The sequence below is a fragment of the Lactobacillus sp. wkB8 genome (assembly GCF_000761135.1).
GTDB lineage: Bacteria > Bacillota > Bacilli > Lactobacillales > Lactobacillaceae > Lactobacillus > Lactobacillus helsingborgensis.
Genome location: NZ_CP009531.1, coordinates 1,564,216 through 1,577,256, shown reverse-complemented (window position 1 = coordinate 1,577,256; position 13,041 = coordinate 1,564,216). Strand labels below are relative to the sequence as shown.

The following is a 13,041-nucleotide window of genomic DNA, read 5'->3' as shown; positions in this document are numbered from 1 at the left end:
ATATTTGTAACAAAAAAGACGAAATTCGTGTTTGAATTTCGTCTTTTTATTAGTTATAGCTTAGCTTAAGCAAGTGAGTCCCAAGCTGGTAAGTCTGTAATTGGACCTTCGGCAATAGCTACTTGTTCTGGAGTTAGGTACTTCTTGTGGACAACAACTTCGTAAACATAATCTTTAAACCAGTCGTTGTTCATGACGAAGAAACCTTTGTCACCGTTCTTTTCACCCCAAGAGTTTTCAACTTTCCATTGGCGAACGTGACCGCCGTCTTCATCCACGCCGACTAAAGTCATAGCATGAGTTGAGGCACCGGCACCAGTTCTTAAGCGGTCAGCCTTAGACATCTTAAGGTCTACGCCAAAGAGGTCGCTTAATTGGTAGAGATCACTGTCAAGATACCCCTTTTTACGATCGCTTTGTTCACCAACATCATTACCAAACCAAACAGCCTCACCATCTTTTAATTGGTTAACAGCTGCAGTTTCCAAGTATTCCATCGGCACATTCAAGAATTTAATACGATAAGAGCCTTCAACGTTGTCTTCAAATGGCAGACCATATAACTTATCATATTCATGATCTGGTGCATTAGACAATACAACGTAATCATTGAAGTCAACATCGTCCATGTATTTATGCAAAAATTCTAGAGGGGTTAAATCTTTGTCCAAATGATATTTCTTGTCATCATCACGGTATTCCAAATCAAATTTCTTAGGTGGTTCACCGACTGAAATTGCCGTCATTTGGTAAACTTCGCTTAGGAATTGTTTACGGGCTTTCTCGACTTCATCGTCTTTACCGTCTTGCTTTAATTTACGTAGGACTAGCGCATCTTTTTTGAGCTTATCACCCAAAGCCTTGGCAAAGCCCATAGTATTATTGGCGTTAAAGCTTTCAGGCATAGCATAAGAAGGCACAACGCCATATTTTTCAATCAAAGCGGCTCCCATGTGGAATTGACCACCATCTTCACCGGCACCATCTAAATGAGCTTTAACAGTGCGTGAATCAAGTGGTTCATCGGCAGTAGCTAAAATATTGTCATAAAAAATATTTGCACGCTCAATTTTATCCCAGAAAAAGTTATAACTTTGAGAGAAGGTAAAGTTCTTGCAGTGATATTTTTTGCCAAAATTGTGGCGTAAGATGTTTAAAGTAGCAAATTCCCAGCAACGACCTGATTGGCGTTGATTAGTAACATTTTCTGTGTCAAGTTCGGTTGAAAATACACGGGTCAATTCACTTTGAACGCAATCATTGTAAGCAGCTGTTAAAACACCACTTTTTTGAGCAGCTCGAGCAACAACTTGATTTTGCGGATTTTTATTAAAGTTTTCCGCAAACTTTTCCAGTTCTTGGACAGTTAGTTTATGAGCCATAAAATATATTCTCCTTTTTTAATCTATTTTTAAATTACTTTATATTTTAAGCTAAAAGAAAAGCGAGTTCAATAGCTGAACCCACTTTGACTTTATAATCCTAAAACTTGTTTCTTCTTAGCCGAAAATTCTTCTTCAGTTAATATTCCTTCATCAACTAACTCTTTTAATTGCTTTAACTCTGCAATCATATCTTGAGTATTTCTGTTGTATTTTGTACTGGAGCACTTTGAATACTTTGTTGGTAATTCTGCGACATGCTTTTAATAGCATCTGCTAAAATTGGTGCAGCAGTTTTATCTAAATCGTTAAGAAAAATATTTGTTGCGCCATTGGTTATTTGAATTTAACAGTTAATAATCTTGAGAATGAAAAAGTTTAAAAGGTGAGGTGGTCTCTGCTTTAGTAGACTGCGTATTAGTAATAACCGAACTGCAAGAATAACTATGTTAAAATTATTATTGATATTCTTAGATTAAAACTATTTAAAGCAGTTGGAAACAAAATAAGCCAACCAGAACTTAATCTGGTTGGCTTATTTTATTGTTTCTGAAAAGTTTTATTTTAAAAACAGTTCAGATGAATTTAAATAGACTTTTTCTTATATCAATGAGTTAATATATTTTGATGATTTGAAGACAATTAGTCAATTTGAATTGAGTTATCACTTTCACCAGCTTGTTGCTTTGGTAGGGTAATAGTCAATACACCGTTATCGTATTTGGCGTGAATGTCACTTGCAACCACATTTGGCAATCTGAAGCTGCGTGAAATGTGACCTTCACTTCTTTCACGGTGAATTATGCTGTTGTCCTTAGACATATCCTTGAAGGACTTTCTTGAGCCCGAGACACTCAAAATACCATTATTATAATTAAGGTGGATCTTGTCTTTATCCATTCCCGGCATGTCAACTTTGATTACATATTCTTTGTCGTTTTCAACAACATCTGATTGCATTAATTTTGCTACTTCGTTATCGTCAAAAAATTTTCTTGGAAGATCAAACCAATCGTTCATCGCATCGAATAAATCATTGTGCCGATTCATCATATCATTTGCCATAGTAAAAAACTTCCTTTCAAAATTTATATATTTGTATCAGAAGACTTTCATTTCTTCCTTACACTTATTATTATAGTATGCAGATTTTGAAAATGGAAATAATTAGCACTCTTATTTTTTGAGTGCTAAAAATTAAATGAAAATGCTAATATTACAGTGCTTTCAACATGTGGATAATTTTAGCAGTAAAAATATAGGAGAAAATATTTTGGTTTATTATCAAAAAATGACGCCGCAGGGCTATCAAAAAATTAAAGATGAAATTGCTGATTTGAAAAAGGACCGACCTCGAAGAATTAAAATTTTGCAGGAAGCACGCTCACTAGGCGACTTATCGGAAAATACTGAGTATACGGAAGCAAAACGTGATTTAGGCCACCTTCAAAGTCGCCTGCGTTATCTGGAAAAGCAATTGAAATATGCCGAAATCATTGAAAAAAAGGCTGATGGTAAAGTAGATTTGGGCAAGACAGTCACACTGAAGTTTGCTGATGATCCAGAAACTGAAACATATCAAGTTGTCGGTCGTATGGAAGCTGATATAGCTGCTGGAAAAGTTGCGTTTGATTCACCGTTAGGGCAGGCAATCATGAAAAAAGAAGTTGGTAAAACCGTCAGTGTTGCTGCACCGGCTGGGGAATATCAAGTTACTATTGAAAAAATCGAATAATTTTTCGCTTGATTATTCGAACTTGTGTTTGTATAATTTATTTTAGCGAACACGAGTTTGCAATAGGAAGTGAAAGCAATGTATGATTATCGGTATGAGCCGCACCGTTTAATTTTTATGATTGATAACAAGTCGTTCTTTGCTAGCTGTGAGGCCCTGCAATTAGGACTAAACCCGATGAAGGCTGTATTAGCGGTTGTTTCGCATCAGCCACATACAAAATATGGCTCGGGGCTAATCATGGCGGCCTCACCTTTAGCGAAGAAAAAGTATGGGTTGACTAACGTGATGAGGGTGCGGGATTTGCCCACTAAAAAAGAAGCACCGGATTTGATTCTGGTAGAGCCACATATGAATTTATACATCAAGCGCAGTATGCAGGTATTGGAAATTTTTCAAAAGTATGCTGCTGATGAAGATATTCATGTCTATTCTATTGATGAGAGTATGATTGATATGACTAAGTCGTGGCGCTTGTTTGGGGATGATCCGTACCTGGTTGCACGTAAAATGCAAGTAGAAATCAAATCAAAAATTGGGCTGTATACTACTTGCGGGATTGGAGAAAATCCCCTGCTAGCTAAACTGGCAATGGATATTTCTGCTAAGCATCGCTGCTCAATGATTGATTATTGGCATTATATTGATGTGCCGGATACTATTTGGCAAATCAAAGATTTGGAAGAAGTTTGGGGAATTGGCAAAAGAATAGCTCGGCGTTTGCATCATCTACATATTAATAATATGTATGAACTGGCACATACTGATCCAGCGATTTTGAAAAAAGAATTTGGTGTAATCGGTGAGCAGCTATTTGCGATTAGCTGGGGTGTTGACCGCAGCATTATTAGCGAAAAATATTTTCCCATAATGAAGAATTACGGCAATTCTCAGATCTTAAACCGTGATTATACAGATCAACGAGAAATTGAAATAGTCTTGCGTGAAATAGGCGAACAGGTTGGTGCCAGAATACGCGCTCACCGTTTACAAGCTGGCTGTATTAGCTTATTTGTTGGCTTTTCTAAGTATGAACAAGATGGCAGTCGCAAAGGCTTTAACGTGCAGCAAAAAATTTGTCCCACTAATGATAATGATTTGTTGGTTGAAGAAATACTGGCACTTTTTCGTAAAAACTGGCGTGGTGAAACAGTACGTGCTTTAGGGGTTAATTGCAGCCGCTTGGCACCAGATAATTGTCAGCAATTAACTTTTTTTGTTCCCGCGACGCAGCAAATTAAAAAGCACACAATAAATGTAACTGTTGACAAAATCAGGAAAAAATATGGTTTTACCAGTTTAGTCAAAGCCTCAAGTCTGTCTAAAGGAGCAACTGCGATAAGGCGCAGCAGTCTGGTTGGCGGACATAATGGTGGAAATGCTTATGAATGATTTTGATAAAATTGTCCAAGATTTTTTTAAAAACTACCAAGATCGTAAAATGAAAAAGTGGCAAGGCTTCTTTTTAAGCGATCATACTATGGCAATTAATAAAGATAAGCAAGAGCGCAGCGTAAAGCATCCTGCTAAAGATACTATGAGTATAGAAGATATAAGCTTGCAGCTGCTCAAGGCGTACGGTAATCACCGCATGGTCCATCTGCAGCTTAAGGTTATGAATGACGATAATCAGTTGCCGGCAGATATTGTTGGCTTTGTCAGTGGTTATGGTGAAGACGGCATTATTGTTGCTGGTCAAAAAATTGCTTTGGAGGATATAAATAATATTAGTGTGGATTAATAAATCTGCCTTGATATTTTATATAGGCTACTTTTTTTGCTATAATATGGAACTTGTAGAGTACATAATATTATAGAGGTAATTTTTGTGAATACACCAGCATCAAGGCAAGGCAACTTAATACGCTATCTTATTTATTTTATTAGTTATTTAATGGTTGCCGGAGTGATTAAGCTAGTTACTGCTAATTCACCAATTCATATTTGGGATCTAATCTTATTTGCAACTATCTCATTAATGGTTTCATTGTTTTTTATTTATCGCTTTAATAGGGAACAACGTTTTTTTGACCGTAGTTTTGCGGGTTCCTGGCTTAGCAACTTTGGCTTAATTATTGGCCTGACTGTTGTGGTAACTGCATTACGAATTAGTGTTTCATGGCTCCAATCTTATGGCAGACTTAAACTATATAATTTTCAAATTGTCTATTTACACCATGAAGCAGTAGCGACTTACTGGTTTTTAGTAGTGGCCATTGGTGTAGTTTTGCCGATACTGCAGGAATTTTTAATTACTGGTTTTTTATTTAACTATGCTTTTAGAAGCAACACTGTTTCAACTGCAATTTTAGGGATACTAACTTCAGGTATCTTATTCAGTCTTCTTAATTGGCAACATTCATTACCTTTACTACTTATTAATGTGATTTTTGGAGCCCTTTTTGCTTGGTCATACCTTTATACGCAAACTTTATGGATGCCAATTTATTTAGCAGTATTAAATGGTGTTCTCCTAATGATTATGACTTAAAAAAATGAAATTAAAAAAGAGTCAGGAAAAATTTCCTGGCTCTTTTTACTTGTAATGTTTATTAAAAGTTACTCTTTTTGATGTATTGATTTTTTCCTACAATATAATACAACTTCTGCCGGATCTTAACGGCTGCGCCATAAGTTCTAACTTTTTGCCCCTTCTTTAAGGCCTTACTTTGCAGTTTTTTAGCCGTTTTACTGTAAACATAGCTGTTGCGCCTGAGCTTGCGCTTAACACCTGAGACGTTAGTAGCTTTAACATAGTTATTCTGGCCTAAATCGTAATATTTCTTGCCCTGAATAACTTTAGCGCCATAAGTCCAAATAGTCTTACCCGTAAAATATTTGCCAGTTTTACGACTACCATTTTGGTCGTATAGGTAGGAATTATGAAAAACTGTTCTCCTTACTGCAGTCCGGTTTGTGACATTTTGCGAATAAATATAGGTGACACTTTGCGGCCTGTCAGTATAAAAACCAGTGGCATTATTTGGTCTTTGAGTCAAATTATAGCCAGTCAATTTTACTTCTTGCGTAAGATAACCATCTCCGACATTACCGTTTAGAACCTGATCAGGAGCAAGTTGCTGGCCATTTTCATCTTGGTAATGAACTGTAACGACCCCTTCTCCAATATAGTGGGAGCCTGTTTGTTTCGGTTTCTTAGCATAAACAAATGTTACTTCTGTTTCTGTGCCGGAGAATTTACCACTTGGTTTAGTTTGAATTACGTAGCCATCAATTCTCTTTTCAGGGTAGTCATCGCCAATTTTGCCATTCAATGTTTCATCATTGGCAATTGTTTTGCCGTCCTGGTCAATATAGTGAGCCAGCACTTTAACCTGATTAGTGTAAACATAAGTGACTTCGGTTTCAGAGCTAGAAAACTTGCCACTTGGCTTTGTTTGAATTATGTAGCCAGCAATTGTTTTATCTGGATAGTCATCACCAATCTTGCCATTCAAAGTTTCATCTTCGGCAACCGACTTACCGTCCTGGTCAACGTAGTGCGCCAGCACTTTAACCTGATTGGTGTAAACATAAGTGACTTCGGTTACTGTCGCTGAAAACTTGCCAGCCGGTTTAGTTTGAATTACGTAGCCGGCAATCGTTTTATCTGGATAGTCATTACCTATCTTGCCAGTTAAAGTTTCATCAGTGGCAATCGGCTTGCCATCTTGGTCAACGTAGTGGGCCAGCACCTTAACTTGGTTGGTGTAAACATAGGTAACTTCGGTTTCGGTACTAGAAAACTTGCCAGCTGGTTTTGTTTGGATTATATAGCCGGCAATCGTTTTATCTGGATAATTATCGCCTATCTTGCCGCTTAGAGTTTCATCAGCGGCAATCAGCTTACCGTCCTGGTCAACATAGTGCGCCAGCACTTTAACCTGGTTAGTGTAAACATAAGTTACCTCTGTTTCCGTGCCAGAAAACTTGCCGCTTGGTTTTGTTTGGATTACGTAGCCAGCAATTTCCTTTGCAGGATAGTCATCGCCTATCTTGCCACTTAGAGTTTCATCAGCGGCAATCGGCTTGCCGTCCTGGTCAACGTAATGGACCAGCACTTTAACCTGGTTAGTGTAAACATAAGTGACTTCCTGGACCTTATCTGTAAATGTTCCCTTAGCATTTGCAGGAGTGGTTTTTAACACATAGCCAGCAATATCTTGGGGTTCGCTGCTATAGGAGTCACCGATTTTTCCATTTAAAATTTTGTCTTCTGCCAGTTTTTTTCCAGCTTCATCGAGGTAGTGGACTGTAACTGCACCGCTTAACCTGACATACGTATCCTGGTCTCTGCTCCCGGAATAGTTATTCATTAATTGATTAGAAGTCCAGCTCTTATTTCCCTGGGGTTTATCTACTGTGCCATTGCCTACGTTCAACCAAACGCCGGATGCATCAGGGTCAGTTCCCTGTAAATAGTTCTTAGGACCCAGAACTAAGGTTGACAAATTAGTTAGCTTTTTTAACATTCCACTTTTACTAGTTACCTGCGCCATTTGGAAACTACTGATATTTAGAGTTTTTAAGTTTTGACAATCAAAAAACATATTTGTCATATCAGTAACTTTAGCAGTATCAAAATTGCGCAAGTCTAGACTGGTTAAACTTTGACAACTGGAAAACATAAAGCTCATATTAGTAACACTAGAGGTATCAAAACTGTGTAAGTCTATGCTCGATAACTTGTAACAAGGGGCAAACATCGAGTGCATATCAGTTACTTTCTTGGTGTTAAAGCTACTCAGATCAAGATGCTCTAAACTTTGACACAAATAAAACATCGAGTGCATATTAGTGACTTCAGAAGTATCAACTTGATTTAAGCCCTCAATTTCAGTTAGGTCACTAAGCCACATAAACATCCAAGAGGCATCGCCAATGAGCTTCAATGGCCCTGTAATCTTGATTTTTTTAATAGATTTATACACTTGTTTATCGTAAAAAAGTTGATAAAAGTATTGAGGATCTTTAATTGTACCGCCTGGTATAGTTGCTATACCAGTAGCAGTATCCAAAGTTACATCAAGTCCGCCCCAAGAAGCTGTCAAAACCGACCGCGGTGTAATTCCTTTAGCTTTATCACTCGCAGTTGGCGGATCATTAGAGTCTTTAGTTTCACTGTTAGGTGAAGTTGGCGTATGAGTTACATTACTATCCGCACCTTTAGAAGTAGTACTTGCAGGATTGCTATTAGCAGCAGGACTATCAGTTGAAACCGAAGTCTGATTACTATCAATACTTTCCGGAAAAGATCTGCTTTTAGTCACTCGCTTTTTAGTAACAGCAGACTTGACTAAAGTGTCAGCTTTAGCCACATCAGGAGACATAATAATTAAGCCCAAAGTAGCAGCAGCTACACTAGTAAGTATTAATTTGCCTCCATGGTGGCAGTTGGATTTAGAATTCATTGTCGAACCATAATTATACCTTTCACAAATTAAAGAAACAAAACATTAAGATATACTAATAATAACATTTTAAAAGTAAAAACAACAGTTTATATTGATACTTTATACAACAATAGTATATGGTTAAAAGTAATTGCTATCCTTAAAAATTAATAATTAGACAATGAAAATGAGTCTGGGAAGAGATGATTCTTCCCAGACTCGTTTTACTTGTAATGTTTATTAAAAGTTACTCTTTTTGATGTATTGATTTTTTCCCACAATATAATATAACTTCTGCCGGATCTTAACGGCTGCGCCATAAGTTCTAACTTTTTGCCCTTTCTTTAAGGCTTTTCGCTGCCGGCGCTGCAGCTTTTTAGCTGCTTTACTGTAAACATAGCTGTTGCGCCTGAGCTTGCGCTTAACACCTGAGACGTTAGTAGCTTTAACATAGTTGTTCTGGCCTAAATCGTAATACTTCTTACCCTGAATAACTTTAGTGCCATAAGTCCAAATAGTCTTACCTATAAAGTATTTGCCAGTTTTACGACTGCCATTTTGGTCGTACAGGTAGGAATTATGAAGAACTGTTTTCTTCACTGCAGTCCGGTTTGTGACGTTTTGCGAATAAATATAGGTGACACTTTGCGGCCTGTCAGTATAAAAACCAGTGGCATTATTTGGTCTTTGAGTCAAATTATAGCCAGTCAATTTTACTTCTTGTGTAAGATAACCATCTCCGACATTACCGTTTAGAACACGATCAGGAGCAAGCTGCTGGCCATTTTCATCTTGGTAATGAACTGTAACGACACCTTCTCCAATATGGTGGGAACCTGTTTGTTTCGGTTTCTTAGCATAAACATAAGTAACCTCTTGAATTTGGTCAGAAAAAGTTCCTTTGGTGTTTGTCGGACTAGTTTTTAAAATATAGCCATTAATGTCTTTGGAATTACTGGAATATTGTTCACCACTGTTTCCAGTTAAAGCATTATCCGGAGCAATGTTTTTTCCTGATTCATCCAGAAAGTGCTCTATGACTGCAGAATTTGTTCTAACATAAGTATCATGATCTTGTTCACCTGTATATTTGGACATTAATTCTTTGGATGTCCAGTGTTTGCTGCCTTCAGGATGTTCCATAGTGCCACTACCAACATTTAGCCAAAAACCAGGTCTATCTAGTGCAGTATTTTTAAGAGAACAATTTGGTCCTAAAATTAAAGTATTCAAATTAGACGCTCCGGCTAGCATGTAACTTTTCTTTGCAGAAAGCGTATTGAAATTGCTGATATCCAAAGACTTTAAGTTAGTACAATTGCTAAACATAGCTGTCATTTCAAGCACTTTAGCAGTATCAAAATTTTTAAGATCTAGACTGGAAAGACTAGTACAATAGCCAAACATGCTAAACATACTCTTGACTTGGGAAGTATTAAAGCTGCTAAGATCTAAACTGGATAGGTTGGTACAATTATTAAACATGTTAGTCATTTCATTCACTGAGGTCGTATCAAAGTTTTTAAGGGATAAGCTGGTAAGACTTTTACAATTTTGAAACATTGCGTACATATTCCTAACGTTTCTGGTGTCAAAACTGCTTAAATCAAGTTGTTTTAACTTCTCACATCCACTAAACATTTGACTCATATTGGTAACTTGAGATGTATCAATATTTTCTAAACCTTCAATTTTAGTCGTGTAAGCAAGCCCAGAAAATATCCCGTTTGCTTTACCAATAATTTTCAACGGACCATCAAACTTTAATGTTTCAGCGAGTCCGAATGTATTGGGAATATAGGGAATAAGTTGATCAGGATCAGTAATTGTACCACCTGAAATAGTGCATACACGTGCATCAATATCAAGCGTTACTTTTAATCCGTCCCAATCACCAATCATTATTGATTCAGGGTCATCTTCCTTCACTGATATAGTTCCTGCTGAGGAATTTTGTGCATCTTTTATGCTTTGAACATTTGATGGCTGAAGTTGATTTGCAGCATTAAGAGTAGAATTAGAATTGGTGCTAATGGTAGCACTGCTTGCTAATGGGTCAACTTCTGTATTATTAGCAACATAACTATTAGTATTAGTGCCTGTATCCTTGTTTTTTAAGCTGTTAGTATTTTGATAAAACTCTTTGTGCTTACTTTTATGCTTATTAATTACTTCTCTTTTTGTAGTCAAGGGTTTAGCTACTGCAGTATCAGCTTTAATGACAGCAGGATTCATAGCAATTAAACCTAGAGCTGCTGTAGCGACACTAGTTAATATTAATTTTTCTCTGCCGTGTAAATTAAATTTTGAATTCATTATTATACCTTTTGACCTTACAAAATTAAAACCAGAACCAAACTGACATTAATTTTAAAAATAATACCTAAATTTATATTAACACTAAATGATTGATAATTATATCAAAATAAATTAATATATATTTATAGTATATTTAAATATTATATGAATAAAATAAATATAATAGCCTTACATTAATAATTTGATAAACAAAAAAAGCAATGGCTAGTAAAGCCATTGCTTTTTATTTAAGCGGATAGCGTGAATCGAACCCGCATCTTCAGCTTGGGAAGCTAACATTTTACCATTAAACTATACCCGCATTACTCAAACAGTTTACCATGTTTCGTTTTCGAAACCAAGTTTTGTTTTTAAAATTTTACAAGTAAGCTGCTAAGAGAAGAAAAATGTCCTAAAGTAATGTCATTTTTTAAGAATTCCAATCTAACTTTGCGTAATAATAAATAGGAGCGAGAAGCTGTTTGAATTAATTTGGAGATATTGTTGTTATTTTTTAGGTGGTAACTTAACAGAATCAAGACTTAGCTGGCTGCGATCAACTAAGGATGAAAAGTTCTGAAATAGCCATTGGCGCAGTTCAGCAGCCTGGAGAACTAAAGGCATCCGGTTATGAATTTCAGCGTAAGTCTTATTTGGCTGAGTAGTAACCATTGAAAAATGATCCTTTTGATAAATTCCGGCAATTAGTGTTAATGCACCCTTTGTATTCTTGAAACTGAAGCGTTCATGGTATGTATGACCATTTTCGGCAGAATAAGTATTATGTCCTGATTCAAAAAATTGGCTGGCAACAATAATACAACGAGATTTGGCAAAAGAAGAATCCCACATTGACCGTTTTTCTTCAAAAAAGCGTTCAATTCGCGCATTAAATATGACTTTGTTTTGATCATACGGACTAGGATAACCCCATGATTTGGGCAGTAGCTGCAACTGGCTATCAGCATAAACCAAAACGGGAGCAAGACCTTTAGGAAAAATGTTCTGGTTTTGAGGCAAATTGCTTGCCGGTTCTACTAAAGGCAAATTTAAGTCATTTACTAAGTATTTTTTAATTTCTGCTAAATTTGGCAGTTGAAATTGATTGCACATTTTTTCCTCCGTATTTAATCATTGCATGATTTTTGGTAGAATTAATATAATTATTACATTAAAAAGATTTTAATTATTTAAGGAAGGTAAATTATGATGAAAAAGAAAGTTATCCTTACAGGTGACCGACCAACAGGAAAATTGCATGTGGGACACTATATTGGCTCGTTAAAAAATAGGGTTAAATTGCAGAACTCAGGTGAATATCACCCATTTATCATGATTGCCGACACGCAGGCTTTAACTGATAACGCGCGTAATCCTGAAAAAATTCGCAAAAGTTTAATCCAAGTAGCACTGGACTACTTGGCAGTAGGTATAGATCCTGAAATTTCTACAGTTTTTATTCAATCACAAATACCAGCTTTGTTTGAACTGACAGCCTATTATATGGACTTAGTTACAGTGAGCCGTTTAGAGCGTAATCCGACTGTCAAGGCTGAGATCAAGCAAAAGGGTTTTAATGATTCCATTCCCGTTGGTTTCTTAAATTATCCAGTGTCACAAGCAGCCGATATCACAGCCTTTAAAGCAACTTTGGTACCAGTTGGAGACGACCAGGAGCCAATGCTAGAACAAGCACGTGAAATTGTGCGAACTTTTAACCGTGTTTATAACCGCAATGTTTTAGTAGAACCTAAAGGCTACTTCCCTGAAAAGGGCGAAGGACGCTTACCCGGCTTAGATGGTAATGCCAAAATGTCCAAATCCTTAAATAATGCTATTTATCTTTCTGACGATGCCAAGACCGTTGAACAAAAAGTAATGTCAATGTATACTGATCCGCAGCACATTCATGTTGAAGATCCAGGCAAAGTGGAAGGCAATACTGTCTTTACCTACCTTGATATTTTTGATCCTGACAAGGATAAGGTAGCGCAATTAAAGGAAGATTACCAAAAAGGCGGTTTGGGTGACGTCAAAATTAAGCGTTACTTAAATACGGTGTTGGAAAAAGAATTGGCACCGATACGTGAGCGTCGTGCTCAGTATGAACAGGATACATCTGTTGTCTATGATATGTTGATTGAGGGCTCTAAAAAGGCAAACGAGGTGGCCAACCAAACCTTACAAGAGGTGCGGGACGCCATCGGTTTGAATTATTTTAAGAGGTAACTAA

General features: G+C 36.8%; 11 protein-coding genes and 1 tRNA gene. 5 read left to right on the top strand and 7 right to left on the bottom strand.

The genetic code is table 11. From position 1 onward, the window contains the following. Nucleotides 1-65: 65 nt before the first annotated feature. The 3 genes from LACWKB8_RS07390 to LACWKB8_RS07385 all read right to left on the bottom strand — a co-directional run bounded on the left by LACWKB8_RS07390 (nt 66) and on the right by LACWKB8_RS07385 (nt 2,447). Nucleotides 66-1,382, bottom strand: a complete 1,317-nt coding sequence (locus LACWKB8_RS07390) for a C1 family peptidase (RefSeq protein ID WP_038524058.1) — start codon at nt 1,380-1,382, stop codon at nt 66-68. 92 nt (nt 1,383-1,474) lie between these two features. After that, nucleotides 1,475-1,573, bottom strand: a complete 99-nt coding sequence (locus LACWKB8_RS09175; RefSeq protein WP_082229357.1) for an SHOCT domain-containing protein — start codon at nt 1,571-1,573, stop codon at nt 1,475-1,477. Between the two features lie 451 nt (nt 1,574-2,024). Further along, nucleotides 2,025-2,447: an Hsp20/alpha crystallin family protein gene (locus LACWKB8_RS07385; RefSeq protein ID WP_038524055.1), complete on the bottom strand. Its 423-nt coding sequence runs from the start codon at nt 2,445-2,447 to the stop codon at nt 2,025-2,027. Nucleotides 2,448-2,655: 208 nt separating this feature from the next. Between LACWKB8_RS07385 and greA the strand changes: the two genes are divergently transcribed. The 4 genes from greA (at nt 2,656) to LACWKB8_RS07365 (ending at nt 5,608) form a co-directional block, all read left to right on the top strand. After that, complete coding sequence (gene greA / locus LACWKB8_RS07380; RefSeq protein ID WP_038524052.1) at nt 2,656-3,117, top strand: transcription elongation factor GreA; 462 nt, start codon at nt 2,656-2,658, stop codon at nt 3,115-3,117. 78 nt (nt 3,118-3,195) lie between these two features. Continuing rightward, nucleotides 3,196-4,509, top strand: coding sequence for a Y-family DNA polymerase (locus tag LACWKB8_RS07375; protein ID WP_038524050.1), 1,314 nt, complete (start codon nt 3,196-3,198; stop codon nt 4,507-4,509). After that, complete coding sequence (locus tag LACWKB8_RS07370; RefSeq protein ID WP_038524047.1) at nt 4,502-4,858, top strand: hypothetical protein; 357 nt, start codon at nt 4,502-4,504, stop codon at nt 4,856-4,858. Before LACWKB8_RS07375 ends, LACWKB8_RS07370 begins: the two co-directional genes overlap by 8 nt. An 87-nt stretch (nt 4,859-4,945) precedes the next feature. Further along, on the top strand, nt 4,946-5,608 hold the full coding sequence (locus LACWKB8_RS07365) for a CPBP family intramembrane glutamic endopeptidase (RefSeq protein WP_038524044.1): 663 nt from the start codon (nt 4,946-4,948) through the stop codon (nt 5,606-5,608). 61 nt (nt 5,609-5,669) lie between these two features. Here the strand turns inward: LACWKB8_RS07365 and LACWKB8_RS07360 are convergent, their stop codons facing one another. From LACWKB8_RS07360 to LACWKB8_RS07345, 4 genes are all read right to left on the bottom strand, one after another. Then, on the bottom strand, nt 5,670-8,528 hold the full coding sequence (locus LACWKB8_RS07360) for a MucBP domain-containing protein (protein WP_038524041.1): 2,859 nt from the start codon (nt 8,526-8,528) through the stop codon (nt 5,670-5,672). A gap of 222 nt (nt 8,529-8,750) precedes the next feature. After that, nucleotides 8,751-10,826 carry a BspA family leucine-rich repeat surface protein gene (locus LACWKB8_RS07355; RefSeq protein WP_038524038.1) on the bottom strand — a complete coding sequence of 692 codons (2,076 nt, stop codon included), beginning with the start codon at nt 10,824-10,826 and terminating at the stop codon, nt 8,751-8,753. Nucleotides 10,827-11,059: 233 nt separating this feature from the next. After that, nucleotides 11,060-11,130 (bottom strand) — tRNA-Gly (locus LACWKB8_RS07350). A gap of 185 nt (nt 11,131-11,315) precedes the next feature. Beyond that, nucleotides 11,316-11,921: an SOS response-associated peptidase family protein gene (locus LACWKB8_RS07345; RefSeq protein WP_038524035.1), complete on the bottom strand. Its 606-nt coding sequence runs from the start codon at nt 11,919-11,921 to the stop codon at nt 11,316-11,318. Nucleotides 11,922-12,017: 96 nt separating this feature from the next. On the opposite strand from LACWKB8_RS07345, the gene trpS reads away from it, so the two are divergent. Continuing rightward, nucleotides 12,018-13,037 carry a tryptophan--tRNA ligase gene (trpS, locus tag LACWKB8_RS07340; protein WP_038525044.1) on the top strand — a complete coding sequence of 340 codons (1,020 nt, stop codon included), beginning with the start codon at nt 12,018-12,020 and terminating at the stop codon, nt 13,035-13,037. The last annotated feature ends 4 nt before the right edge of the window (nt 13,038-13,041 follow it).

What these genes read in the sequence shown, in the direction of transcription:
- LACWKB8_RS07360 (WP_038524041.1), bottom strand. Translation starts at nt 8,528, where the DNA reads ATGAATTCTAAATCCAACTGCCACCATGGAGGCAAATTAATACTTACT.
- LACWKB8_RS07385 (WP_038524055.1), bottom strand. Translation starts at nt 2,447, where the DNA reads ATGGCAAATGATATGATGAATCGGCACAATGATTTATTCGATGCGATG.
- LACWKB8_RS09175 (WP_082229357.1), bottom strand. Translation starts at nt 1,573, where the DNA reads ATGATTGCAGAGTTAAAGCAATTAAAAGAGTTAGTTGATGAAGGAATA.
- LACWKB8_RS07375 (WP_038524050.1), top strand. Translation starts at nt 3,196, where the DNA reads ATGTATGATTATCGGTATGAGCCGCACCGTTTAATTTTTATGATTGAT.
- trpS (WP_038525044.1), top strand. Translation starts at nt 12,018, where the DNA reads ATGAAAAAGAAAGTTATCCTTACAGGTGACCGACCAACAGGAAAATTG.
- LACWKB8_RS07370 (WP_038524047.1), top strand. Translation starts at nt 4,502, where the DNA reads ATGAATGATTTTGATAAAATTGTCCAAGATTTTTTTAAAAACTACCAA.
- LACWKB8_RS07345 (WP_038524035.1), bottom strand. Translation starts at nt 11,921, where the DNA reads ATGTGCAATCAATTTCAACTGCCAAATTTAGCAGAAATTAAAAAATAC.
- LACWKB8_RS07390 (WP_038524058.1), bottom strand. Translation starts at nt 1,382, where the DNA reads ATGGCTCATAAACTAACTGTCCAAGAACTGGAAAAGTTTGCGGAAAAC.
- LACWKB8_RS07355 (WP_038524038.1), bottom strand. Translation starts at nt 10,826, where the DNA reads ATGAATTCAAAATTTAATTTACACGGCAGAGAAAAATTAATATTAACT.